The organism is Acidobacteriota bacterium, from assembly GCA_026393755.1.
GTDB lineage: Bacteria > Acidobacteriota > Vicinamibacteria > Vicinamibacterales > JAKQTR01 > JBAXOX01.
Genome location: JAPKZO010000028.1, coordinates 67,388 through 91,131 on the forward strand (window position 1 = coordinate 67,388; position 23,744 = coordinate 91,131).

Below are 23,744 nucleotides of genomic sequence, written 5' to 3' on the forward strand. Positions count from 1 at the left end.
CCATGCACACCCTGGGAGGGGGCAGGCAGTTGCTCCGCCCGCGCGATCTGTATCGCCTCGGGCATCGTGTGGGCGCTGTCTGCCCTCGGGTGCGGGACCTCCACGCCGCCCGCCCCGCCATCGGGACCGGCGACCATCGTCATCGGCGTGCCGCAAAGCCGCCAGATCGATCCATCGCACAGTATTCGCGCACTCGCCAATACCCTCGCCCGCGAACGGCCAACCGGCAGTGACGCCAGCGGCAGAACCTCTCCGCGACTCGTCGACAGCTGGTCCGAAACCGACAACGGCCTGACCTGGCGGCTTGTGCTCAAGCCGCAGTTGCAGTTTCAGGACGGCACCAGGCTGACCGCCGCCGACATCAAGCGCCATCTCGATCAGGCACGCGATGAAGCACGCGACAATCGATCCGGTCAGACGCTCTCGGTGTGCGTCTCCGACATCAGGGAGACGGCGGTCGAGGGCGATCGCGAGGTGGTCGTCCGGCTCAACCGCCGCTGCGCGTTCCTGCTTGACGATCTGGTCATGACCGTCGCGCACCAGACAGCCGACGACAGCCCCGCGGTCGGGACCGGCCCGTTTGCAATCACATCGGCGACGAAGGACGAGATCGTGCTGGACGCGAACCCCTACTACTATCTTGGCAAGCCGGCAATCGGCCGGGTGATCGTGAAGGCGTATGACACGCTGAGAACGGCCTGGGCCGAGATGATGCGCGGGCGCGTTGACTTCCTGTGGGATGTCGGGCCGGACACCGCCGAGTTCCTCCGTGACCAGTCGGGCGTTCAGGTGCGTTCGTATCTGAGCTACTTCGCCTACACGATCGTCATGAACTCGGGGCGGCCGGTCTTCCGCGATCGGGCAGTGCGGCGCGCCTTGAACCTCGGCGTCGACCGCGCCGAACTGGTGCAGCAGGCACTCAAGGGCCAGGGCCGCGCCGGCGTCGATGCGATCTGGCCGTCGTTCTGGGCGCGCGATGACAGTGTGCCTGCGTGGCGGTACGATCCTGCCGAAGCGGCCGGCCTGCTTGACGCCGCCCGCCGCAGCGGCGGCCTTCCGCCGAGCAGCTCGAAGGCCGGAGCGCCAGTCGTCGAGTTCACATGCCTCTTGCCGGAGGGCTTCACCATCTACGAACGCCTGGCGTTGCTGGTGCAGCGCCAGCTGCGGCTGGTCAACGTCGAAATGCGGATTGAGGCGCTGCCCGCAGACGTCTACAACGGGCGCATCAACGCGGGCGATTTCGACGCGGTGCTGACGAACCTGGTCGGCGGGCCATATCGGACGATTCATTACCAGTTCTGGCATTCGCCGGGAACGTCGAAGCGCTTGAATTTCTGGGGCTACCGGGATGCGGCGGTTGACGCGGCGCTCGAGCAGATGCGCAACGCGCCGGACGATCACGGCACGCGCATGGCGATGAGGGCGTTGCGTCTCGCCTTGCGCGAGAACCCGCCGGCCATCGTGCTTGCGTGGAGCGACTCGGTTCAGGCCGTCAGCCGCCGGTTCGAACTGCCCGAGGGCGCGGCGGGCCGGGACGCGCTACACACCCTGAGCCGGTGGCGCATCCGAACTCCCGGAGGCGTGCCGCCATGAGGACACTGCGCGTCCGCTTTGCCGTCATGCTGGCGACGGCCGCCGTCGTGCCGTTGCTGACGTACGGCGCGGTGTCGCTCTATTCGCTCAATGTCGGAACGCGCCGCACCGTGGTGGAGAGCCACCTCAATGTCGCGCGCCAGGTCGCCCAACAGGTGCGGCGGTACATCTCCACCAACCTCCAGATTCTCCAGGCCCTGGCCGCGGACCTGGAGAACACCAGCCTCACGCCCCAGCAGACCGATCGAATCCTGAAGAATTACGTGCTGCGTTTTCCGGAATTCCGCGAACTCACGGTCGTCGACGGCTCAGGCAACGCCGTCGCAACCAGCCGGCTGGGCCTCCCGGCTGTGTTGAAGGCAGCTGAGTTCACTCAACTCACAGCGGACTGGACTCCGCGGAGCGGGCAGGCGGCCGGGAGGATTATCGATAGGGTCCGGATGTCGCACGTGTTCGTCGACGGCGACATGCTGCCAACCACGCTGGTGGTCGCGCCGATTGCGGCGAGCGGCCAGCAGGGGGCCGGATGGCTGGTGGGCGAATTCAGCATTGAGGAACTGTGGCGAATGGTCGGCCGCATCAGCTTCGGCGCACAGGGATACGCACTGGTTCTTGGTCCGGGCGGCGAACTGCTCGCGCATGGCAATCCGGACGAGCGGTCGAGAGTGGCCACCGACGCCGTCGTGCGCACACAGGGCGGCCGGATACAGGGCAGCGATCCAACGATCAACGCCATCATCGACGCCCTGCATGGGCAGAGTACCGACGCACCCGTCGTCAGGGAAGACGAACGCCTTGTCGGTGGTCGGATGCTTGCGGTCGGCATCGACATTCCGGACCTTGGCTGGACGGTCGTGGTCTCGCAGCCGACCCGCGAAGCATACGCGATTGCTGACCAGCTGCAGAATCAGCTCGTCGGCGCCATCAGCCTCGCGTTGCTGATTATGATCCTGGTCGGCTGGGTGTGGGGGCGATCGCTCATCAGGCCCATCACGGCGCTCATTACGGGCACGCAGGCAATCGCCAGTGGGCGACTCGATGAGCGCGTCGCCATCGAGTCGAAGTCGGAACTCGGCACGCTGGGGGCCGCATTCAACGGGATGGCCGATCGCCTGGTGGAGCTGCAGGCAGACGTCCGAAGGCAGGAGCGCCATGCGATGTTCGGACGTGTGGCGGCAGGCCTTGTGCATGACCTGTCGCACCCGTTCAAGAACGTTCAGAACAACTGCCGGCTGATACTCAAGATGCACGACGACCCGGAGTATCGCGAGATGTTCCGCCGGACCGTCGACCGCGAGTTCGGCACGATCAGGCGCGTGTTCGAAGATCTCCGGAACATTGCGCGCCCCATGCCGCTCGAGCGCTTTCCGCTCGATCTCAACACCCTGGTGGCAGATATCGGCGAGTCGATGCGCGCCAACGCCGCCACCGCCGGCGTGGCGCTCAGTGTGGAACTGGGCCGCGCACGCCTGTTCATGCTGGGCGACATGTTCGCGCTCGGCCGCGTGTGCCGAAATCTGGTGCTGAACGCGATCGAGGCGACCCCTCCGCGGGGAAGGATCGTCATGGACGCAGCGGCGATCGGCGGGAAGGTCCGGATTCGCGTGAGCGATACCGGGTGCGGCATCGCGCCGGACCGGATCGCCACCGTGTTCGAGGATTTTACGACGACCAAGCGTCAAGGCCTCGGTCTGGGCCTGGCCATCGTCAAGAAGATCGTCGAACAGTTGGGAGGGAACGTCAGCGTGACGAGCGAGGTCGGGCGGGGCACGACGTTCGTCCTGGAATTCGGGCAGATCCCGCCGCCTGAGACGGCCGGATAGCGAGGGATGGATGAGATGCCGTGTGGCACGGCCTGGCCCCAGGCCGGACCGAGCCACACGACTATCCCCAACTTACTTGCGCGGCAGAACAGCGTCCTTCAGCTTCTTGGCAATGCGCGCCTTGACCACGGTCTTGGCCGGGATCTTGATGGGCTCCCCCGTCGCCGGGTTGCGCCCCAGGCGGGCCTTGCGCTTCTGGATCACCAGTTTCACCATGTCGGGGAGCACGAACTCGCCCGAGCGCTTCAGTTCCTTCTCCGAGAGCATGGTCAGCTCTTCGAAGAACTCGCGCGCCATTGCCCGCTTCACCTCGAAGCGCTCGGCAAAGTGCGCAAACAGTTCCGACTTGCCCATCCTCCGGGCCTCAGCCATTGCTTCTCTCCTCGTCAAAGCCCGCGCGCGTTGTGCTGCTGGATGGTCTGCTGTGCGCGCGGCCAGCGACCTCAGGAGTCAATTCGAATGTCGTTGCATCCTAACGCGCAGAATCGGCCAGTGTCAATTGCTCAAATCCGTGGATGCAGCCCGGATTCAGGCCTCTAAGTGATAATATTCACCTCGATGTCAAGTGTGACGATCGAGACGTTTCCGAATCCCAGCCCCGGCCGTGATTACCAGGTCGTCATCAGCGCGCCGGAATTCACCTCGGTCTGCCCGATGACCGGACTCCCGGATTTCGGCGAAATCCTGGTCACATACGTGCCCGACCAACGGTGCCTTGAGTTAAAGGCACTGAAATTCTACCTGCTCGACTATCGAAACCGGGGCATCTTCTACGAGGCGGCCACCAATCAGATTCTCGACGACCTGGTGGCAGCCTGCCAGCCGCGCAGGATGACAGTCGTGGGCAATTTCACGGCCCGCGGCGGCATCAAGACATCGGTCACTGCAACCTTCGTCCAGCCGTGACTGGGACCGAGATGACGACCGTCGTAGCGCCACTCCCCGAACCGTGGTTCAATGGGAGACATGAAAGCCACCGAAATCCTGATGCACGAACACGAGCTCATCATGCGCGGCGTGACGGTGCTCGACCGCATGGCTGATAAGGCTGAATCCGGTCAGCCCGTTCCGGTCGCGGATGCGAACGCGATCATCGAGTTCATCAGGAAGTTCGCCGACGGATGCCATCACGCCAAGGAAGAAGGCGTGCTGTTTCCCGCGATGGAAGCAGCCGGGATGCCCCGCGACGGCGGCCCAATCGCCGTGATGCTCGCGGAGCATGATCAAGGCCGCGCGGCAGTCAAGGCCATGTCAGCCGCGGCATCTGCCTTCGGCGCTTCTGCCGAGCCCCTGGCACAGTTCGCCCGCGCGGCGCGAGCCTATGCCAACCTGCTCACCAATCACATCCACAAAGAGAACAACATCCTGTTCCGGATGGCCGACCAGGTGATCGGGGCCCACAAGGACGCGGAAATCCTGCAGGCGTACGACGAGCACGAAGCCAGAGTCACGGGCCCTGGCGAGCACGAACGCTTCCACAAGGTGATTGACGAACTCGAGGCGGCATACCCGGGATAGATCGGGTCGCGCCCTCCCTACTTCTCGATCGTCGCCTTCTTGATGTAGTCCATCTTCGGGAATTCCTTCGCCAGGTAGGAATTGCCCTCCGCCTGGATCCGGCCCTGATCGGGACCTTTGCCCCTCGGCGCGCCGTCGCCGTACTCGGAGTAGATCTTTTCGACAACGTCCATGCCGGACGCGATCTTCCCAAAGGGTGCGAATCCCATCCCGTCAAGCCTGACATTGTCGCCGAAATTGATGAACACCTGCGTCGTCCGCGTATCTGGCGATCCGCCCATCGCGTAGGTGATGTAGCCGCGCTTGTTGCTCTCTTTGACCGGATCGACGCCGATCTGCGCGCCCCGCCAGACCGCCGACACCGCCGGATCACCGCTGATCCCGAACTGCACCATGAAATTAGAGACCACCCTGAAGAAGCGGCAGTCGTCGTAGAACCCGTTCTTGACGAGGTTGTAGAACCGGTCCGCGCCAAGCGGCGCCCAGTCGCGGTGCACCTCGACGACGAACGAGCCGGCGCTGGTCTCGAACTTCGCCTTGTAGACGGCCGGCGCCGTCTCTTTCAGGGCGGCGGGATTCTTGAGCCCACCCGACGCGGGCTGCGCGCACGCCACCGCGGCCACGGCCAACACCATCATCACTGACATGAACACGGCAAACGGTCGCATACTCATGATCGGCTCCTTCATCTGGTCTACTTGATCCAGCGTCCCAGCCAGTCCAGAACGGTGTGATACCACAAGGCGCTGTTCTGCGGCTTATTGATCCAGTGCCCTTCGTCAGGGAAGTACAGCAGCCGCGACGGCACGCCCTGGCGCTGCAGCGTCGTGAACAGCTGGAGACCCTCGCCGACCGGCACGCGGAAATCGAGCTCGCCGTGCGAAACGAGCGTCGGCGTCTTGAAGTTCTTCGCGTAGGTGTGCGGCGACCACTTCGCGTAGCTCTCCGGATTGGTCCATGGCATGCCGCCCAGATCCCACTCCGGGAACCACAACTCCTCGGTGACGCCGTACATGCTCGTCAGGTTGAACACACCGGCGTGCGAAACGATCGCCTTGAAGCGATCGGTGTGGCCGAGAAACCAGTTCATCATGTAGCCGCCATAGGAGGCGCCTGCCGCAACCTTCCGCGTGGCATCCACATAGGGCAGCTTCTCGGCGGCATCGACGCCCTTCATCAGATCGTCGAACGGCTTGCCTCCCCAGTCGTTGCTGATGTCGTCGGTGAACTTCTGGCCGAAACCGGTCGATCCGCGCGGATTCGGCATGAAGACCACATAGCCGGCCGACGCAAACACCTGCGCATTCCACCGATAGGTCCACGAATCGCTCCACGCGCTTTGCGGGCCGCCATGCACGAGATAGAGCAACGGGTACTTCTGCCCTTCCTTGAACCCGTTCGGCTTGACGATCCAGGCCTGCACCTGCGCGCCGCCCGCACCGGCGAACGTGATGGCCTCTCCAGCTCTCAAGCTGAACTTTGCGAGGAACTCCCTGTTGAGCGTGGTAACCGCGGTGATGCCGGTGCCGTCGGCAGATGACTTGTAGATCTCGGCGGGCGCGGTCAGCGAGTTGCGCGTGAAGACCAGGGTCTTCCCGTCGGCCGACAACTGCACGTCGCCGTTCGATCCGTCCTTGAGAATCAGCCTGGGCGCGCCGCCGGCCAATTCAGCCCGATACACGCGCACGCCGCCATCTTCTTCTACCGTCAGATACACAGCCTTCGAATCGGGCGTCCACACCCACGCGTCAACGGCTCGATCGAAGTCTCCGGCCACGATCTTCCGTTCGCCGGTCGCCCGATCGAGCAGCGTCACTGTCCATCTGTCGGCCTCGAAGCCCGCCCGCAGCTGCGACCTCCACGACAGGTACTTCCCGTCTGGCGAGTACTGCGGCCCGGAATCGGCGCCTTTGGCGGTCGTGATCTGCCTTGGTTTCGCGCCAGGCGTTCGAAAATCGAGCGCGAAGATGTCGCTGTTGGTGCTGATGGCTTCGACCGGATCGGTCTTGGTCGCGTACGCAATCTCCTTCGAGTCGGGCGAGAAGGCGTAGTCGTCTGGCCCGCCCAGCGAGAACGGCGGCACGTCCGATCGGCCCGGCGTCAGGTCGCGCGGCGGCGCCGACCCGTCGGCCGGCACGACGAACAGGTGGCTGTAGCGCCCGTCTTTCCAGCCGGTCCAATGGCGAAACAGCAGATTGTCGATGACCCGCGCCTTCGTCTTGACCGCCTCCCGCTTCTTCAGCGCTGACTGATTGCACGCCGCCTCGCTTGCGACGTTGCCGTCACACTCCGAGAAGACATCCGACACAAACGCGATCCACTTGCCGTCCGGCGACCACGTCACGCCGGCTGCACCGGTCGCCAGCCTTATCGTGCGAAGTGGCGGCGCGCTGGCGGCGCCAAAGCGGTAGATGACGATGCTTGAATCGGCCGAATCGAACGCGAGTTGCTTGCCATCCGGCGACCAACGCGGCCGGCCGCCTTGGAGAGGAGGCCCTGGTGTCCGGATCGCCGGCACGAAGGAAATCTGGTTGCGCCGGCTGTTGCCATCCAGATCGACCTCGGTGAGGACGTAAGCGATCCGCGCGGCGTCAGGCGAGAGCTGCGGGTCGGAAAGGCGCTTCAGCTTCAGCATCTCCTCGACCGTGAACGGCGGAGGGGCCTGCGCCCGCACCAGTGGCACGGACGCCATCACGATGGCAGCAAGAACGGGAAGAAACAACGCGCGGCGATGCATAAGTGCCTCCACGGAGGACCACCCGACCGCGTAGGGGCGCGATTCGTCGCGCCCGTCTGGCCGGCCAACCCATAACGGTCGAGGATAGCACGGGGATTGCGTAGACAAATCACGCCACGCCGCGAATGCTCGTAAATCGGGCACTTTGGACCATGGACGTTGCAATTTCTGCAACGCGGACGCCACGCGATGATGGCAGAAAATGCAAAGTCACATTCCGGGCGAGCTTCTCGCCGTGCGAGGCGCCATCTGGCGGCTTCGCCGCCAGACCCTTCACGCCGACTGCACGGAACTGGAACTGGAGCCTGTCGATCCTGACAGTTGCGCCAGTGGGACGGCAGACGACTTGCCATTCGAGTCCACCGAGCCAGATCGCACCCCGGCCGGGCGGCGTGACACCCTGGGGATCGCCGACCCGCCGACTCGGGTGCTGCTCGAACCGTTCGATCGGCCCGAAGCGCTCGCTCGAGAGCCAGCACCATTCGTCGTCACGCGGCGCGCGTGGATGATCGCTCTGCTCGCCGCGCTTTCGAGTGAGCGGAGGTGCGACCTGCTCTCGGCACCGGTCGCGGCCGCCATCGATATCTATCCCTACCAGCTCGAGCCCGCGCTCGCCATGACGATCCGTGGTGTGCCTCGCGTGCTCCTGGCGGATGCGGTTGGTCTCGGCAAGACGATCCAGGCGGCGCTGGTGATAGCGGAACTGCTGGCGCGCCACTCGTTGCAGCGCGCGCTCGTGCTGACTCCGTCAGGGCTGCGCGACCAGTGGGCCGGGGAACTGCGCGATCGGTTTGGCCTCAACCCGATCGTCGCCGACGCGGCGTGGTTGCGCGCGGCCCGCGCGGATCTGCCGGCGTCGGTCAATCCATGGTCAGTCGACCGCCTGATCGTCGCGTCGATTGATTTTGTGAAGCGTCCAGATGTTCTTCCCGGCCTCGCGTGTCTCGCATGGACCATCATCGTCATAGACGAGGCGCATGCCGCATCAGACGACAGTCTGCGGCGCGCGGCCGCCGACGCCCTGGCACGCCGGGCTCGCCGGGTGCTGTTGCTGACGGCCACCCCCCACTCTGGCGACCAGGCGGCGTTTGATGCGCTCTGCCGGATTGGTGCGACTGCGGTCGACGAGCCCATCGTCCTGTTCCGGCGATCGAGAACGGATGTCGGCTTCAAGACCTCGCGGCGTGTGCATCTGCTGCCGGTGCGGCAGACGGAAGCCGAGCGCGAGCTGCACGGGCGCCTGCTGGCGTACGTGAGAAGGATCTGGCGGGAGCGCAGAGACAAGGATGGGGCCGACGCGAGGCTGGCCACGATGGTCCTGCTGAAGCGGGCCTTCTCGAGCATGGCCTCGCTGGCCGAGTCGCTCGCATTCAGGATGGCCCATCTGGCCGACCCGATCTCGGCGCTCGTGGCGCAACTCGACTTGCCGCTCGACGAGGACGTGTCATCGGCCGACGACACGCCGGCAGTGTTGCTGGCCTCGCCCGGATTCGACGACGAGCGGGAAGAACGGAGCGTGCTCGCGTCGCTGGTCGAGCTGGCGCGCGCAGCCGCTGCGACCGACAGCAAGGCGCGCGTGCTTGGCCGCGTCCTGCGCCGCGTGTCGGAGCCGTGCATCGTGTTCACCGAGTTCCGCGACACGATCACGGCAATCGAGCGCGTGCTGCCGGCGGGAGTGTCGCGCGCGATTCTGCACGGCGGGATGGATCGCCGCTCGCGGGCCGAGGCGGTTTCCCGGTTCGTCGGGGGTGGCGCGCGCGTACTGCTCGCCACCGACGCCGGCGGCGAAGGACTGAACCTGCAGGCCGCCTGCCGGCTCGTTATCAATCTCGAATTGCCATGGAGTCCGATCCGCCTCGAGCAACGCATCGGCCGGGTCGACCGGATTGGCCAGCGGCGCACCGTGCATGCCGTCAATCTGGTCGCGGCGGGCACGCACGAAGCCAGCCTTCTTGCCCGCCTGGTCCGTCGAATCGAGTGTATTCGCGACACGCTGGGGCCGGTCGAAGACGTGCTTGGGCCCGGCGGCGACATGACGATCGCCGGCGTCCTGGCTGACGACCCGGGCGCGGCTGTTCCCTGGTCGTCATCGCCACCTCTGACGCCGGAGGCGCTGTCGTCAACGATTGAGCGCGTCTCGCTTGACCAGGAAGTCCTGCACCAGTGCGCACGCCTGGCCAAGCGGCGCGCAATCCGGGTGTCGCTCGCACGCCAGACGCGTCCTGTGCCTCGTACCCGCGGCATTGGGGCCTGGCGACGCCCTTCGCCAATGGTCGCGGCGATCCCGGCGCGCCGCCTGCGCGGCCGGTTTGCGCGGCCTGGCGCGGTCGCCGTGTACCACGCCACCACGGTTGACGCCGCTGGCGGCCGCGTGGACGACGCGCTATTGCCTCTGTTTACGCCGTTCATGCTGCCGCATCTGAGCCGCCGGAGCGAGGTGGTGGCAATGGCGCGGGAGTGGCTGTCGATGTTTCGACCGGCATCCGACGCGCTGGCGTTGCGCGCAGCGACTGAGCGTCTCGAGACGACGCGCAGGATGCACGCACAGGAAGAAACGGCCGGTTTCTCGCGGTCGCGTGCGCAAGGACTGATCTCGATCGGCGAAGGACTGATGATCCAGGGCGGGCTGTTCGATCGCCGGACGGAGCGCGAAGCCGAGCAGCGACAGCGCGAAGCAGAACAACAGGAGTGGCCGGCCACCTCTCCGGCGATGCTCGGCGCGGGACCGGGCGACGTCGCGCTGGCAGAACATCCGGTGCTCCAGCTTCTGCTGATGGTCACGCCGTGACGCCCCGCGGCTGCGGCGGTCTTCCGGGCGTCACCGGCACGCTGGTGTCGGGCGCCTTCGCGGAACGCCGGCTCGGCGGAATGTTCGCCGGGCAACTCGGCGAGTCGACTCGCCAACGCGCGTGCCACGCCCTCGGATCGTGGTTCAGGCAACACGGAAGCCGGCTGGGACCCGCGTCAAGCCTGCGCACGCTGGCCGATTCTGGAGCGGGGCCGCTGGTCGAGGCGCTGGGCTTCTGCCTGTGCGAATGCAGGAGCAGACAGCCCGCGCGGATGCTGCCGGCCGTGGCGCGCACAACCGGTGTCACGCTGCCGGTGGCGGTCTTCCCGTGGGGTGATCCCATGGATCGGAACTGGACCGATCTCGCAAGGCTGGCGATGCATGCGGGTACGGAATGGGTTGCCTGCTTCAACGGCCGCAGCTTGCGGCTCTGTGACGCCCGCCGCAGCTACGCCCGGGCCTTCGTCGACTTCGACCTCGAAGTGGTCGCAGGCGCTCCGGCGTCGTTCGCGCTGTTCTGGGGACTGTTGCGGCCGGAAGCTCTCGCCGAACTCACTCGGCGCATCACGGTCGAATCGGCCCGCCACGGCGTGGCCGTCTGCGCGTCGCTGCGCGACGGCGTCCGCGACGCGCTGGCGCTCCTGCTGCAGGCGCTCTTCAACACCGGCCGGAGAGACCCGGGCCGTTGGATCAATGCCGTCGATCGGGACGCGGCCTTCGAGCAGGCGCTCACGATCATCTACCGCATGCTGTTTCTGCTCTTCGCTGAATCGCGCGGCCTGGTGCCCGTGTGGCATCCGGTGTATCGCGCCAGCTACACCATCGAGGCGCTGCGCGTTCAAGCCGAGCGCCCTGGACGCAGACGCGGCCTGTGGGAGGCGTTCCAGGCCCTTTCGCGCCTCGCGCACGCGGGCTGCCATGCGGGCACGCTGCGCGTCACGCCCTTCAATGGCCGCCTGTTTGCTCCGGTTCGAACTCCACTCGCCGAACGGCGCGAACTCGACGACAACCTGGTCGGAAACGCGCTCGTGGCACTGACAACGAGCCCGGGCACGACGGGACGCGAACGAATCTCGTTCCGCGATCTGGGTGTCGAGCAACTGGGCGCCGTCTACGAAAGCGTGCTCGACTACGAACCGGTCGTTGCGCTGGCACCACACAGTCCGCCGGCCGGCAAGCGCGACCGCACGTCGGCGATTGGCGTGACACTGGTCGCCCATCGCAGCCAGCGAAAGGCGAGCGGGACGTTCTACACGCCGCAGAGCATGACGGACTATCTGGTCCGGCAGACACTTCAACGCCTGGTCAGCGGCGCCACCGCCGAAGGCATCCTCGCGTTACGCGTGCTCGATCCCGCCATGGGGAGCGGTGCGTTTCTTGTCTCCGCATGCCGGTACCTGGCGTCTGCGTACGAGCAGGCGGTTGTACGCGAGCGCGGTTGGCTTCCGGCGGACATCACAGAAGCCGATCGGGCCGGGTTCCGCAGGATCGTCGCCCGGCGCTGTCTCTACGGCGTCGATCTGAACCCGATGGCCGTGCAGGTCGCGCGGCTGTCGCTGTGGCTGGCCACGCTCGCCGCCGATCGGCCGCTGACCTTTCTCGACCATCACCTGGCGGTTGGAGACAGCCTGCTCGGCGCATCGCTCGACGACCTGGCGCGGCAGCCGCCCGGAACGGGCCGGCGCCTGGCGTGCTCATCAACGCTGCCGCTGGCCGACGGAAGCGACATCGGTTCGGCGCTCGAACGGGTCCTGCCGGTCAGAAACCGGCTCGAGCAAGTGGAGGACGATACCGCCGAGGCGGTGCACGACAAAGAGCAGCTGCTCGCGGGATTGTGGTCGGCATCAAGCCCGCTCGTCCCGCTCAAGCGGGCGGCCGATCTGTGGTGCGCGTGCTGGTTCTGGGACACGGCCACCCCGCCTGCGCCGGACGAACACGAATATGCCGACCTTCTGGCCGCGGTCGCGCACGGCTCGGCGGCGCTGCCGCCTCGGTGTGTCGAACCCCGGCTGTCCCAGGTTCGGCGCATCGCCGAGTCGAGGCGCTTCTTCCATTGGACGCTGGAATTCCCCGAGGTCTTCTTCGACAGCGACGGCAGGCCACTTTGCGCCGGAGGGTTCGACGCCATCGTTGGAAACCCTCCGTGGGAAATGCTCAGGGGCGACGGCGCTCCCGACGACCAGCGCGAGAATCGGCGCGCCTTCGCCGCGCAGGTCACGCGATTTGCGCGCGCCGCCGGCGTCTACACATCATGCAATCACGGTCACGCAAACCAGTATCAGTTGTTCGTCGAGCGCAGTCTGCGCCTGGTTCGCCGGGGCGGACGCGTGGGCCTGGTCGTGCCCTGGGGGCTGGCATCGGACCATGGATGTGCCGACCTCCGGCGTGTGCTGTTCGAACAGTGCAACACCGATCGACTGGTCGGCATGGAGAACGCCGCCGGGATCTTCCCGATCCATCGAGGCGTGCGCTTTCTGCTGTTGTCCACCACCACCGGCACGCCCACGCGACGAACCCGCTGCCGATTCGGCGCGCGTGACCCATCCGAACTGGAAGCCCTGTCGTCTGGCGCGGCCGGGCACTCCGGTCGCGATTCCGCTGTGACGATCACACCGGAGTTCCTGAAGCGCGTTTCTGGAACAGGCCTGGCCATCCCCCATCTTCGGAGCAAACCGGACATGCGCCTGGTCACCCGGCTGGTCGATCGCTTCCCGCCGCTTGGGGATCATCGCGGATGGGGTGCGACCTTCGGGCGCGAACTGAATGCCACCGACGATCGCGGCATCTTTACCACCAGCCAGGGCACCATCCCGGTCATCGAAGGGAAGCACCTGGATCCGTTTGTCGTGCGCCTCTCAGCCTGCACGCGGTGGATTGGCAATCCGGAAGCGCTTGCGGCCCGGGCGGTCTGGCACGCCACGAGGCGGCCGCGACTCGCCTATCGTGACGTCGCTTCGTCCTCGAACCGCCTCACGTTGATCTCCGCGATTCTCCCCCGTCATACCGTGGCCGTCCACACGGTCGTCTGCCTGAAGACGCGTCTGCCGCTTCGGGATCAGGTGTTTCTGTGCGGCATGCTCAACAGCCTCGTCGCCAACTACCTGGTTCGGCTGTGGGTGACGCTGCACCTGGGCACGCAGACGGTTGAGCGGCTGCCGATGCCTCGACCCGACGCGCGGTCGGACGAGGCGGCGCGTCTGGTCAGGCTGGCGCATGAACTGGGAAGGTCCGGTCGCGACTGGGACGGGGCTTACGCCAGACTGCAGGCAGAGGCGGCGCATCTCTATGGTCTGTCGGAAGAGGAGTTGGGCCTCGTGCTGGACTCCTTCCCGTTGGTGGATGACTCCATCCGGCGCGCCGTAATGACGGCTTTCGCGGCGTCGCGTTGATTCGGTCGGGCGGGCGAGCGGCGGTGGCGGACCTTGAGAAGTTGGAGACGAGCGTCGTGGAGAGTTACACTCGGACTGCAGTTGTCGTCCTGGCAGCCGGTCGGCGCAGGACGGCAGCAGGTCGGAATTAATGGTTGCCGGATCGTCCCTTCGACCGAACTCAGGGCAGGCAGACCAGGCAACGCCTTTCCCACCGGGTGCCGGTGGTTCATACCGCAGGAGACCGCCATGAAAGGGAACCCGCAGATTCTCAGGGTGTTGAATGAACGGCTCGCCGAAGAGTTGACGGCCATCAGCATGTACATGGTGCACTCGGAGATGTGCGCGAACTGGGGCTTTCAGAAGCTGCACGAGGCCTTCGAGAAACAGGCCATCGACGAGATGAAGCACGCCGAGATGTTGATCGGGCGCATTCTTTTCCTCGAAGGTCTGCCCACCGTGTCGAAGCTCAATCACATGAAGATCGGTGCCAACGTCACCGACATGATCGTCGCAGACGAGGACGCCGAATCCGATGCGATCAAGAACTATAACGAGACGATTGCCGCCGCCGTCAAGGCCGGCGACAACGGCACTCGTGAGCTGATTGCCAAGATCCTGCTCGACGAAGAGCGGCACGTGGACTGGGCCGAGACCCAGCGTGAACTGATCGCCCAGATGGGACTGCAGAATTATCTGGCGAACCAGGCGTAGGATGGACGGCCGCGCAAGAGCGTGGCGATCCCGGGGACACGTCGGAGGGGCACGGCATGCCGTGCCCGTCCTCTCGGCGCCGCAAGCCGGACCCGGAGTCAGTGCAGCGCAACCAGGAGGCTGCCGGCAAGCACGAGCAGCACCGTCGCGGTCAGGCCTGCAAACAGCCAGTCGCGCCGGCTCGCGTACTCGAAGACGGACACGAGGACCCGCAGTGCGGGCGTGGCCATCAGGATGACAAGACCGGCGCGCAGCAGCCATGCGCCGGCTGCATGCGCCGGCCACAGCACGGCGAGCGTCAGTCCCACCGCCAGCACGATCGTGCTCAACGTGCTCCCTATCAGGAGCACGCGGCCGAGAATCCGTTCCAGATCGTGCGTCGAGGTGGTCGGCGGCCCGTCGCTCATCTCGCCGCCCTCACAATCATCAGCCCCGCGACGACAACCAGGATGCCGCTCATGATGATCTTGAGCCATCGAGTGCGCAACCGCATCGCAAGCCGCAGGCCGATCCGCGATCCGGCGAGCACTCCGAGGACGGTCGCGGCCGCCAGCGTCGGAACGATGTGGCCCTGCCCGTAGTAGATCACCGCCCCCGCCGAGGCGGTGACGCCAATCATAAAGGCGCTTGTCGCCGCGGCCGCCCGAAGCGGCATTCCGCACCACGCATTCAGCACCGGCACCTTGATGATCCCGCCGCCCACGCCGAGCAACGTCGAGACATTCCCCGCCACGAGCGAGGCCAGCAGGGCCAGCCCCAACCGCCTGACGCGATAGATCACCATGCGGCCGACTTCCGCGTCGTAGAACCGGCCTCCCAGTGTGCCCGGGGCCACATCGGGTTCGGTGATCACGTTGCGGCGATCGAGTCGCGTCAGCATGACGCCCGCGACAGCGCAGGCCACGATCGCGAACAGCCATTCAATTGTTCGTTCCGAGAGGTAGTGTGCCGTGAGGCCTCCCATCAGACCTCCAGCGGCGGTCGCGACTTCCAGCACCATGCCGAAGCGGAGGTTGATGAGCTGTCGTCCGGCCGAATGCGCCGACACCGTGCTCGACGTGGCAATCACCGTGATCAGGCTGATGCCCACCGCGGTCTTGATGGGCAGCCCCGCCGCCAGCACGAGGAACGGCACGAGGAACACGCCGCCCCCGAGACCGAGCAGCGCGCCCATCGCGCCGGCGACTCCGCCCATCACGATCATCAACGCCAGGAACAGTGGCGACATCCGACTACTCTCTCGTTCCGCCTGCCCACGGCTTGAGCGCCGAGTAGAGCGCGCCCATGATTGGCGTAGGCACCCGAGCCGCGCGGCCGCGGCGAACCACCGATCCGGGCAGCGCCTCGAGCTCGATCCGCTTGCCCATCTGCAAGTCGATCAGCAGCGACGAACGCGTGGCCGCCGGCAGCGCGGCGACGTAACTGGCGACGTACTCCATCAGGCTGCCGTGATCACGAATGGCAACGCCCTCTGCCCGCGCGACGGTCTCGACTTCGCACACCGCCACCATGATCTGCTCGTAGATGAACGGGTCGGATCTGAGCGGTCCAATCGGCAGCCGCGCGGCACCCGTGAAGGCGGCAAACGGCGACAGGTAGATGAACTTCTCCCACATCGCCACGCGCGCATCGGCCACAGCTTCGGCCTGGATGTCGGCCGCCATCATGACTACGGCAATTCGCTCCACCCGTTCGGTAATCGAGGTCCGCTCGCCGAACGCCTCGCCAAAGACGATGCGCCGGTGCACGCCGGTCTGTTCGATCAGGCCAGGCAACGAGAGGGCCGTGGCGATATAGGTCGGGCCTCCGAGAACGTGGTCTTCTCCAACCACGGCCGCGACCTCGTCGACCGAGTCCACGCCGTTCTGCAGCGACAGAACGACGGTGTGCGGGCCGAGCAGGGGCTTGAGCCGGGGAAGCACGGTCTGGTTGTCGTACGTCTTGACAGCCAGCAAAACGACGTCGACCGGCCCGATCTTCGCCGGGTCGTCTTCGGCCTGCGCACGCACCGTGAAGTCACCCAGCGGGCTCCAGACCATCAGGCCCCGCTCCCGGATGGCCCTGAGGTTCGCGCCTCTCGCCACGAAGCTCACCTTCTGACCGGACCGAGCGAGTTTCGCCCCGTAGTACCCGCCAACGGCTCCAGCACCGACGACCGCAAAATGCATCGACATATTGGCAACTTACCACGCCCGAACCACTCCCGGAGTGATTATGGAAGCGGCACGAGATCCGCGCCGAGATAATCACTCCGGGAGTGATTGACCCGCATCCAGCGAGACGATGGGCCAGCCGTGAGCCTCGGCATGCGCCCGCAGCCTCTCGTCCGGGTGCACGGCGCATGGGTTGGTCACCTTCTGCAGAAGCGGAAGATCGTTGATGGAATCGGTGTAGAACCAGCTTTCGTCGTAATCGGACAATCGCTCACCGCGGGCCGCCAGCCACTCGTCGAGCCTGGTCACCTTGCCTTCCCGGAAGCATGGCGTTCCCCGCTCCCGTCCGGTGAACCGCCCGTCAACCTCCTCGAGGTCGGTCGCCAGGAGATTCGTCACGCCGAGCGCGTCGGCAATGGGCCCGGTCACAAACCGGTTTGTCGCCGTGATGATCACCTCGACATCGTCGCGGTAGCGTTCGATGAGCCCCCTGGCGCCCGGGCGGATCATGGGCAGCACTTTCGACGTCATGAACTGCGCGTGCCACAGGTCGAGTTGGCTGCGCGGATGGCTCGCCAGCGGCTCCAGCTGGAAGGCGAGATATTCGCGGAGATCGAGGACGCCCGCCTTGTACCGCTCGTAGAACTCGAGGTTGCGCGCCTCGTACGTCGCGCGATCGAACACGCCCACGTCAATGAGCGTCTGACCCCACTCATAGTCGCTGTCACCGGCGAGCAGCGTGTCGTCGAGATCGAACAGGGCCAGACGCTTCATGCAACTCCGTCATGGTTCGCTTCGCGCGCGTAACGGCAGGCGGCCGGTATAGATGGCCATGCCGACGACCGCGTCGATGCCAAGCGCCTCGAGTGCGGCGATTTCTTCCGCGGTCGTGATGCCGCCCGCAGCGCTGATCGGTCGGCTGGTCGCCGCGTGGACCCGAGCGACGGCAGCCATGTCGATTCCTTCCATCATGCCTTCGGTTTCGACATGCGTATAGAGAAACCCGCCGCAGTAAGGCTCCAGCTGGCGCGCGGCCTCCTCGGGACTGACCGTAGTCTGCTTCTGCCAGCCGCGCACGACGACCCGGCCGCCGATGCTGTCAATGGCCGCAATGACGCGCTCGGCACCCACCGCGCTTGCCAGCGCCCCGGCGAAATCTGTATCGATGCCCGCCGGACCGAAGAACGCCGACCCGACGATCACCTCCCGAGCGCCGCCGTCAAGCCATCGCTGTGCGCGTGCGATGTCGCGCACGCCGCCGCCAACCCGACACGCAACCCGGGCGCAGATCTGCCGTGCGAGCGTCTCATTGGTGCCAGTCGCCAATGCCCTGTCAAGATCGATGAGTTGCACCCGCCGATAGCCCGCAAAGCGATCCACCCATGCGAACACGTCATCAAAGGCGAGCGCCAGGCGTTTGCCCTGCACGAGCTGGACGACCTGTCCCCCGCGCAGGTCAATGGACGGAATCAGCATCGCTTTCTCTCAGCGGTCGATCGCCCCGGACATCTGGCGCACAGGCACGCCGTGCTGCCCGAGCCAGGTCTTGAGGTCGCGAACCGCGTGCTCCCCGAAGTGAAAGATCGAAGCGGCCAGCGCGGCATCGGCGCGGCCGTCCGTGAAGACCTCGAGGAAATGTTCGAACGATCCCGCCCCACCCGACGCGATGACCGGAATCGAGACGGCATCCGCCACCGCGGCGCTGAGATCGCAGTCGAAACCCTGACGTGTGCCGTCACGGTCGATCGACGTCAACAAGAGTTCGCCCGCCCCGCGTGCTGCTGCTTCGCGCGCCCACCCGACCGCGTCGCGTGTGGTCGCGCTCTGCCCGCTGCGCGAGTACACGCGAAAGCTCTGGGCTTCTCGCTTCGCGTCGATGGCCACGACGACCGCCTGGCTGCCGTACCGTCTGGCCAGCGTCGTAAGGAGCCGTGGGTCGGCCAGTGCCGCGCTATTGAGGCTGACCTTGTCCGCCCCGGCGTCGATCATAGCCGCGGCGTCAGCTTCAGTCTTGATGCCCCCCCCGACAGCCAGCGGAATGAACAACTCGGCCGCCACCGCACGGATCGTTTCCGCCATGGCACGGCGGCTCTCGATCGTTGCCGTGACATCGAGGACGACCAGCTCGTCGATCCCCTCGACGTTGTAGCGGCGGGCCAGCACCGCTGGATCACCTGCTCGCGTGAGGCCCGCAAACTGAACGCCCTTCACGACCACGCCGTCACGGACGTCGAGGCAGGCAATGATGCGCCTGGACAGCATCGCTATGCCCCCTCTGCAATGCGAAGGAAGTTGGCGAGCAGGGTCAGGCCGACGTCGCCGGACTTCTCCGGATGGAACTGCACGCCGAACACGCGGTCGTGTTCGACTGCACTCGCAAAGACCGCGCCATGAACAGTCGTCGCGATTGCGGCGCCGGTGACCGGCACGGCGTACGAATGCGTGAAGTACGCCTGCGCCCCATCGGTCAGACCGGTGAGCAACGCCGATGGCCTCACGAGGCGAACGTCGTTCCATCCGACATGAGGGATCTTTGTTGTCTCGCCGAAGGCGTGCACGGGACTTCGCTCTGTATCGATTTCGTCGAGACGCACGCTGCGACCCTGAAACAGGCCAAGGCCCGGCAGGTCAGGCGCCTCACTGCTTCCCTCGAACAACCACTGCTGGCCCAGGCAGATCCCGAGCAGCGCGCGTCCTGATGCGACCGATGCCATCACGGCCGCGCGCCACGAATTGTCGAGCGCGGCGGTCGCCGCGAAGTGTCCCACCCCAGGAATCACAACGGCGGCGGCCTCGTGCAGTTCAGCTGGCGCCAACGGGATGAACACCTCGGCGCCAAGGGCACGAAGCGCCTTGTGCACCGACGTCAGGTTGCCGGCCCCATAATCCACGAGCGCGATGCGCATGGCTACAGCAATCCCTTCGTGCTCGGCAGCATCCGCCCCAATTGCCGGTCGCGACTGCAGGCTACGCGCAGGGCCCGCGCGAAGGCCTTGAAGACGGCCTCGACGCGGTGATGGCTCGATCGGCCGTACAGCACCTTGAGGTGGACGTTGGCCCGTGCGCCAACGGCGAAGCCTTCGAAGAAGTCGTGCACAAGTTCGGCCTGCAGGTCGCCGACCATTCTGGCGCGCAGACCGAGGTCGACCACCGCGTGCGGCCGGCCGGACAGGTCAATGGCCGCAACGGCCAGCGTCTCGTCCATCGGCATCACGAAGTAGCCGGTCCGGTTGATGCCGCGACGCGCGCCGAGCGCCTGCGACACGGCCTCGCCAAAGGCGATGCCCGCGTCCTCCACGGTATGGTGCTGGTCAACGTCCAGGTCGCCCTGCGCCCGGACCTCCAGATTGAACGCCCCGTGGCGGGCGACCAGCTCGAGCATGTGATCAAGGAATCGAATGCCGGTCGAGACCATGTAGCGGCCTTGCCCCTCCAGCCCGATAGCGATCCAGATGCGGGTCTCGGCCGTGTGTCTCTCGGCTACGCCCTTGCGCACAGGTCCTCCAGTTCGGCCAGGCACGCGGTCGTGTGCTCGACCAAGCCGGCCGTGATGCGAATGCATCCGCCGCACCCGGCGATATTGGAGCGATCCCGCACATACACACGGCGCGCAGCCAGCGCTTCAACCAGCGCGGGCGCGCCCGGGCCCACGCGAACCAGGACGAAGTTCGCCTGGCTCTTCCAGTACTCGAGGCCGAGCCGCTCGCACGCTTCATAGATGCGCCGGCGGGATGCCTCAACCTGCGCGACGTACCACTTCACGTAGTCGCCGTCGTCGATGGCGGCCCGCGTAGCTGCCAGCGCGAACACGTTTACGCTGAACGGCAGCGTCACGCTGCGAACGCGACCGATAGCCTGGCGCGCTCCCACCAGATACCCGGCACGCACGGCTGCCAGCCCGTACGCCTTCGCGAATGTCCGGCCCAGAAGCACGTTCGGGCACGAGACAAGCTCGTCAAGGAAGCTGGTGCCCGCGAACTCGATATACGCCTCGTCGAGAAACACAATGGCGCCGGGGGGCAACCGAGTCGCCACCGCTCGCACCTCTTCGGCTGTCACCAGCACCCCCGAGGGGTTGGCCGGGCTCGCGATGAAGACGACCCGCGTGGCTGGCCCGATGGTGTTCAGCGTCTCCGCAAGCGGAAACGAAAAGTCCGGCCGCGGCCCGACACGGATGACGCGCGCACCGACCACCGAGGCGCTGGCCGCAAACAGCGCGTACGCGGGCTCGACAACGATGGCGTCGGCCCGTTGACCGTCATCCAGGCGCTGCAGCCAGGCCACCGCCGTCGAGTAGATGCCTTCGTCGAGACCGTTGGTCAGAAAGAACCGGTTCTCGTCAATCCCCAGCCACCGTGCGCACGCTCGGAGGGTGGCTCCGTAGTCCGGGTAGAACGCGGCCTCGCCGGCGGTCACGGCCCGCATCGCGTTCAGCACGCGCGGCGAGCAACCCGCGGTGTTCTCGTTCAGGTGCAGGCGCAATCCAGGGCCCCGCTCGGGCGCTCGTTCGTATAGATCGCTCATCGCAACCGCTCCCTGATCGAATCTGCGTGCGCCGTGAGGCCCTCGGCTTCGGCAAGGGTGATGACGGCCTTGCCGATGCGCCGCAGCCCCGCGCGCGTCACACACTGCACACTCGACACGCGCACGAAGTCGGCCGCCGACAGCCCGCCGCGGAAACGCGCCGCGCCAGCAGTTGGCAACACGTGGTTCGACCCGGTGGCGTAATCACCTGCGGCCTGCGCGCTCCACGCTCCGACAAACGCCGTGCCCGCCCTCACGCGCGACGCCACCTCGTCGTCATCGCACACCAGGTGTTCCGGCGTGAGCCGGTCGGCAATCGATATGACTTCCTCGCGCGTCCGGGCGACAATGATGGCGCCCCGCCTGGCGAGCGACTCCCGCGCCGGCCCACTCGCTGGCATCCGCCGCTCAATCGCCCGCAGGACACTGCGCGCCAGCGCACGCCGGGTCGTGATGAAGATGGCGCGCGCCTCCGGGTCGTGCTCCGCTTGCGCGAGCATGTCGGCCGCGATCCACGTCGCCGGCGCCGCGTTCGAGACAATCACGATCTCGCTGGGCCCTGCATAGAAGTCGATGGCACACTCGCGCGCAACAAGCGCTTTCGCCTCGGCAACGTAGCTGTTGCCGGGTCCCACGATCTTGTCGACCCGCGGGATCGTGTCGGTGCCATACGCCAGCGCGGCAATTGCATGGGCTCCGCCGATGCGGAACATACGATCGACGCCAGCCTCGATGGCGGCCGCGAGCACGACTGGCTCCGGCCTCGGGCACACGGCGATCACTTCATCGACCCCGGCGACCCTGGCGGGAATGGCCGTCATCAGTAGCGACGATGGCAGCGGGAAGCGTCCGCCGGGCACGTAGCAGCCCACGCGGCGGAGCGGCGTCACCCGCTGCTCCACGACAATACCGGGCACGACGCAAACCGACGATGGTCGCAACCGTTGCGCGCGCGCCACCTTCCGGATGTTGCTCGCGGCTTCACGCAGCGCGCGCCTGGTCGTCGCCGGCGTCGACCGCGCGCCCGCTTCGATCTCGTCCCGCCCGATCTCGAGCGCCGCCGCCAGGCCGTCCAGTTGCCTTGCGTACGCGCGGACGGCACGATCGCCCCTGCGGCGCACGTCCGCGACAATGCGCGCGACCTGATCGCCAATCGCCGCACGACGGCGCGTCGGCCGCTCGAACAGCTGTTCAATGGCCCGGTGGTCGGCTCCGTCGAGGATTCTCACGGTTGCCATCTCGTCCTCACTCGACGATCTTGTTCAGCGGGTATTCAACGATGCCTTCGGCCCTGGCGGCCTTGAGGCGCGGGATCAGATCGCGCACGGTCGGCTCCTCGACGATGGTGTTCAACGCGGCCCACTCGGCGTCGGCCAGCGGCGAGATCGTGGGCCGACGAAGAGCGGGCAGCAGGGCCAGCACGTTCGGCAGATCGACCAGGCGAGCGTTGAGCATCAGGCCTACGCGGCCCTGGGCGGCGATCGCGGCGCGCAGCAGCATCGCGATGTTCTCAAGCTTGGTCCGCTTCCACTGGTCCCGCCACGCCGTCTCGTTCGCCACAAACTGAGTGGCCGATTCCATCACCGTGTCGATGATGCTCAGCCGGTTCGCGCGCAGTGTCGATCCGGTCTCGGTGGCCTCGACAATCGCGTCGGCCAGAACCGGGGGCTTCACCTCGGTCGCGCCCCAGGAAAATTCGACGGTGACCCGCACGCCGAGGCGGCGGAAGTAGTCCTCGGTCACTCGCACGAGTTCGGTGGCGACGGTGGCACCTTCAAGATCGGTGGGCGTCTTGAACCGCGACTCGTCGGGCACGGCCAGCACCCACTTCACCTTGCCAAAGCTCTGCTTGGCGTAGACCAGTTCGGACACTGTCTGCAGTGGCTGGCGTCCGCCGCCGGCCAGCGCCTGCTCGAACACCCAATCCCGGCCCGTCAGCCCCGCGTCGAGCACGCCGTCGCCGACATAGCGCGCCATCTCCTGCGCCCGGATGAGCATGCACTCGATTTCCGGGTCGTCGATGACCGGGAAGTACGAGCGCGGGTTCACGTAGATGCTGAACCCTGCCCGCGCGAACAACTGGACGGTCGAATCCTGCAGCGACCCTTTCGGGATGCCAAGCTTCAGTTTCATGACGCGCTCGCCTCCGCCGCCCTCTCCGTCTTGACGTCCACGCTGCGGCGGAAACAGGTCCGTTCCCCGGTGTGGCAGACGTTGCCGTCGCCAAGCCGCCGAACCAGCAGCACCACCGTGTCGTTGTCGCAATCAACGAGCAGGCGCTCGACAGCCAGTCGGTTGCCCGATGTCTCGCCCTTGGTCCAGAGCGTGTTGCGGGTCCGGCTGAAGAAAGTCGCGTAGCCGGTGTGTCTGGTGATGTCGAAGGCGGTCTCGTTCATGAAGCCCACCATGAGAACTTCCCGGGATGTCGCGTCCTGTACGACTGCCGGAACCAGCCCTCCGAGTTTCGAATAGTTCAGTGTCACGGCGTGTGTCTCCTCCAAAAGCAAAACGGCCCGCCAGCGTGGT

22 protein-coding genes are annotated in these 23,744 nt (G+C 66.2%); 7 read left to right on the forward strand and 15 right to left on the reverse strand.

Annotation, left to right across the window (positions count from 1 at the left end; translation table 11 throughout):
• Positions 1–66: 66 nt before the first annotated feature.
• Positions 67–1,593: an ABC transporter substrate-binding protein gene (locus tag NTV05_10820; GenBank protein MCX6544885.1), complete on the forward strand. Its 1,527-nt coding sequence runs from the start codon at positions 67–69 to the stop codon at positions 1,591–1,593.
• Complete coding sequence (locus NTV05_10825) at positions 1,590–3,416, forward strand: sensor histidine kinase (protein ID MCX6544886.1); 1,827 nt, start codon at positions 1,590–1,592, stop codon at positions 3,414–3,416. The genes NTV05_10820 and NTV05_10825 overlap by 4 nt, the downstream gene beginning before the upstream one ends.
• Before the next feature lie 72 nt (positions 3,417–3,488).
• On the opposite strand, the gene NTV05_10830 is transcribed toward NTV05_10825, so the two are convergent.
• Positions 3,489–3,788, reverse strand: coding sequence for an HU family DNA-binding protein (locus NTV05_10830; protein ID MCX6544887.1), 300 nt, complete (start codon positions 3,786–3,788; stop codon positions 3,489–3,491).
• A 186-nt stretch (positions 3,789–3,974) separates the two neighbouring features.
• Here NTV05_10830 and queF point away from each other — a divergent pair, with 186 nt between their 5' ends.
• Positions 3,975–4,322 (forward strand): preQ(1) synthase, encoded by a 348-nt coding sequence (queF, locus tag NTV05_10835; protein ID MCX6544888.1) that lies wholly within the window; start codon positions 3,975–3,977, stop codon positions 4,320–4,322.
• A gap of 60 nt (positions 4,323–4,382) precedes the next feature.
• Complete coding sequence (locus NTV05_10840) at positions 4,383–4,934, forward strand: hemerythrin domain-containing protein (protein ID MCX6544889.1); 552 nt, start codon at positions 4,383–4,385, stop codon at positions 4,932–4,934.
• A gap of 17 nt (positions 4,935–4,951) precedes the next feature.
• Here NTV05_10840 and NTV05_10845 read toward each other — a convergent pair whose 3' ends face one another.
• Complete coding sequence (locus NTV05_10845) at positions 4,952–5,608, reverse strand: peptidylprolyl isomerase (protein ID MCX6544890.1); 657 nt, start codon at positions 5,606–5,608, stop codon at positions 4,952–4,954.
• Positions 5,609–5,628: 20 nt separating this feature from the next.
• Positions 5,629–7,671 (reverse strand): S9 family peptidase, encoded by a 2,043-nt coding sequence (locus NTV05_10850; GenBank protein ID MCX6544891.1) that lies wholly within the window; start codon positions 7,669–7,671, stop codon positions 5,629–5,631.
• A gap of 202 nt (positions 7,672–7,873) precedes the next feature.
• Between NTV05_10850 and NTV05_10855 the strand changes: the two genes are divergently transcribed.
• The 3 genes from NTV05_10855 to bfr all read left to right on the forward strand — a co-directional run bounded on the left by NTV05_10855 (position 7,874) and on the right by bfr (position 14,541).
• On the forward strand, positions 7,874–10,459 hold the full coding sequence (locus NTV05_10855; GenBank protein ID MCX6544892.1) for a DEAD/DEAH box helicase: 2,586 nt from the start codon (positions 7,874–7,876) through the stop codon (positions 10,457–10,459).
• On the forward strand, positions 10,456–13,848 hold the full coding sequence (locus NTV05_10860) for an N-6 DNA methylase (GenBank protein MCX6544893.1): 3,393 nt from the start codon (positions 10,456–10,458) through the stop codon (positions 13,846–13,848). Before NTV05_10855 ends, NTV05_10860 begins: the two co-directional genes overlap by 4 nt.
• A gap of 228 nt (positions 13,849–14,076) precedes the next feature.
• Positions 14,077–14,541, forward strand: coding sequence for a bacterioferritin (gene bfr, locus NTV05_10865; GenBank protein ID MCX6544894.1), 465 nt, complete (start codon positions 14,077–14,079; stop codon positions 14,539–14,541).
• Positions 14,542–14,639: 98 nt separating this feature from the next.
• Here bfr and NTV05_10870 read toward each other — a convergent pair whose 3' ends face one another.
• From NTV05_10870 to hisI, 12 genes are all read right to left on the reverse strand, one after another.
• A complete protein-coding gene (locus NTV05_10870) occupies positions 14,640–14,948 on the reverse strand; it encodes a DUF1634 domain-containing protein (GenBank protein MCX6544895.1) in 309 nt (102 codons plus the stop codon).
• The gene (locus NTV05_10875) at positions 14,945–15,769 is read right to left on the reverse strand and encodes a sulfite exporter TauE/SafE family protein (protein ID MCX6544896.1); all 825 of its coding nucleotides are present in this window, start codon (positions 15,767–15,769) and stop codon (positions 14,945–14,947) included. Before NTV05_10875 ends, NTV05_10870 begins: the two co-directional genes overlap by 4 nt.
• A gap of 4 nt (positions 15,770–15,773) precedes the next feature.
• Positions 15,774–16,715: a 2-dehydropantoate 2-reductase gene (locus tag NTV05_10880; protein ID MCX6544897.1), complete on the reverse strand. Its 942-nt coding sequence runs from the start codon at positions 16,713–16,715 to the stop codon at positions 15,774–15,776.
• A 72-nt stretch (positions 16,716–16,787) separates the two neighbouring features.
• Positions 16,788–17,468 carry an HAD-IB family hydrolase gene (locus NTV05_10885; GenBank protein MCX6544898.1) on the reverse strand — a complete coding sequence of 227 codons (681 nt, stop codon included), beginning with the start codon at positions 17,466–17,468 and terminating at the stop codon, positions 16,788–16,790.
• Positions 17,469–17,477: 9 nt separating this feature from the next.
• Entirely contained in the window at positions 17,478–18,170 is a 693-nt protein-coding gene (locus tag NTV05_10890) for a HisA/HisF-related TIM barrel protein (GenBank protein MCX6544899.1), read from the reverse strand.
• Positions 18,171–18,179: 9 nt separating this feature from the next.
• Positions 18,180–18,956, reverse strand: a complete 777-nt coding sequence (hisF, locus tag NTV05_10895; protein MCX6544900.1) for an imidazole glycerol phosphate synthase subunit HisF — start codon at positions 18,954–18,956, stop codon at positions 18,180–18,182.
• Positions 18,957–18,958: 2 nt separating this feature from the next.
• Complete coding sequence (gene hisH, locus NTV05_10900; protein MCX6544901.1) at positions 18,959–19,600, reverse strand: imidazole glycerol phosphate synthase subunit HisH; 642 nt, start codon at positions 19,598–19,600, stop codon at positions 18,959–18,961.
• Positions 19,601–19,602: 2 nt separating this feature from the next.
• Positions 19,603–20,190: an imidazoleglycerol-phosphate dehydratase HisB gene (gene hisB, locus NTV05_10905; GenBank protein MCX6544902.1), complete on the reverse strand. Its 588-nt coding sequence runs from the start codon at positions 20,188–20,190 to the stop codon at positions 19,603–19,605.
• The gene (locus tag NTV05_10910; GenBank protein ID MCX6544903.1) at positions 20,175–21,218 is read right to left on the reverse strand and encodes a histidinol-phosphate transaminase; all 1,044 of its coding nucleotides are present in this window, start codon (positions 21,216–21,218) and stop codon (positions 20,175–20,177) included. The genes hisB and NTV05_10910 overlap by 16 nt, the downstream gene beginning before the upstream one ends.
• Positions 21,215–22,456, reverse strand: coding sequence for a histidinol dehydrogenase (gene hisD, locus NTV05_10915; protein MCX6544904.1), 1,242 nt, complete (start codon positions 22,454–22,456; stop codon positions 21,215–21,217). The genes NTV05_10910 and hisD overlap by 4 nt, the downstream gene beginning before the upstream one ends.
• Before the next feature lie 7 nt (positions 22,457–22,463).
• Positions 22,464–23,351: an ATP phosphoribosyltransferase gene (gene hisG, locus NTV05_10920; GenBank protein MCX6544905.1), complete on the reverse strand. Its 888-nt coding sequence runs from the start codon at positions 23,349–23,351 to the stop codon at positions 22,464–22,466.
• A complete protein-coding gene (gene hisI / locus NTV05_10925) occupies positions 23,348–23,701 on the reverse strand; it encodes a phosphoribosyl-AMP cyclohydrolase (protein ID MCX6544906.1) in 354 nt (117 codons plus the stop codon). The genes hisG and hisI overlap by 4 nt, the downstream gene beginning before the upstream one ends.
• Positions 23,702–23,744: the final 43 nt, after the last annotated feature.